Origin of the sequence: Spiroplasma sp. Moj, assembly GCF_016082285.1 — a bacterium.
Taxonomy (GTDB): domain Bacteria; phylum Bacillota_I; class Bacilli_A; order Mycoplasmatales; family Mycoplasmataceae; genus Spiroplasma; species Spiroplasma phoeniceum.
Genome location: NZ_MQTY02000106.1, coordinates 2,152 through 3,424, shown reverse-complemented (window position 1 = coordinate 3,424; position 1,273 = coordinate 2,152). Strand labels below are relative to the sequence as shown.

2 protein-coding genes are annotated in these 1,273 nt (G+C 28.8%); both read right to left on the bottom strand.

All coding sequences use genetic code 4. The features are described 5' to 3' along the window. Nucleotides 1–225: 225 nt before the first annotated feature. Nucleotides 226–978, bottom strand: coding sequence for an NAD(+) synthase (gene nadE, locus BST80_RS04660; RefSeq protein ID WP_415746180.1), 753 nt, complete (start codon nt 976–978; stop codon nt 226–228). Beyond that, nucleotides 978–1,273: Obg family GTPase CgtA (gene cgtA, locus BST80_RS04655; protein WP_415746179.1), on the bottom strand; the 296-nt coding region annotated here is incomplete at its 5' end. The genes nadE and cgtA, both read right to left, overlap by 1 nt.

The following is a 1,273-nucleotide window of genomic DNA, read 5'->3' as shown; positions in this document are numbered from 1 at the left end:
CAAATTTCATAATTTTAGATTCCTATAATTTCTATTTTAAATATATTTTATAGGAATTTTAAAATAACTAGGTTATGCAAGAAGTCTAATGTAATAATTGAAATATATAACTTTGCAAATTGTAAAACTTAACTTCAAAAAAATGTTCTTTCTTTGAAATTACTAAAAGATAAAGACATTAATTCTAATTAAAAAAAGTTTTACAATACTAATTGCAAAACAATTTTAATTTTTGCTAACAGAAATTAACGAACTAAAAATATTGGGTGGTCCTTTAGGNAATCGTCGTTTATGTTCAGAACTTTGATGTAATTGTTTAATTCGTTGTGCAATAGCTGCTGGAACCGATTTTCCTTGTAAATAATAATCTAATTGTTNATAGGTAAATCCTAATTCTTTTTCGTCAGTTTGATTAGTCCATAATCCCGCTGTTGGTGGACGTGAAATAATTTGTGATGGCAAACCTAATAGTTGTGCTGCTTGCTGAACTTCAGATTTTAGTAAATGAATAATAGGAACTAAATCAGCAGCACCATCACCATATTTAGTAAAATATCCAACATGTCATTCATCAGCATTATCTGTACCCAAAACCATATAATTATGGCTTTGTGCTAAAGCATATAGGGTCGTNATTCGTAACCGTGGTTTAATATTAGCGAATGCTAATTGATGTGGTGGTAAAGCTAATGTTGCAATTAAATTATCATATGTTGCTGTTAAATCAACAAGATGATAATTTAATTGATGATTATTAATTAATAATTGTGCACATTCTTGATCAAAATAATCAGAATGACAGGGCATGATAACTGCTAAATGATGATTAGGAAAAGCTTGTTTTGCTAATAAACTAACAACAGCTGAATCAATTCCGCCAGATAAACCAACAATAACCCCCNCGCATTTGGATTTTGTTACTTCTGCTTTAATTCATTTTACTAAATAACTCAAATATTGTTTTAATTCTTTCATCATTATCCATCCCATTCTAATTCGTAATCAAAAATGCGAACAATATCTCCTGCTTTTGCTCCTTTTGCTCGTAATATTTCAAAAACTTTTAAATATTGTAATTTTTTATTAAATAATAATAGATTATCATAAGTTGTAATTGGTGTTTTATGATAAGNTTGATAAACTGCTGCCCCCGCTACTTTTCAAACACCATTGCCAAGATTAACAACTTCCACCTCTTGTTCAATTGGTGTGGTATACTTATATACTTTATAATCTTCTTCCGTTGATGTTATTTCATCTAATTGCCATAATG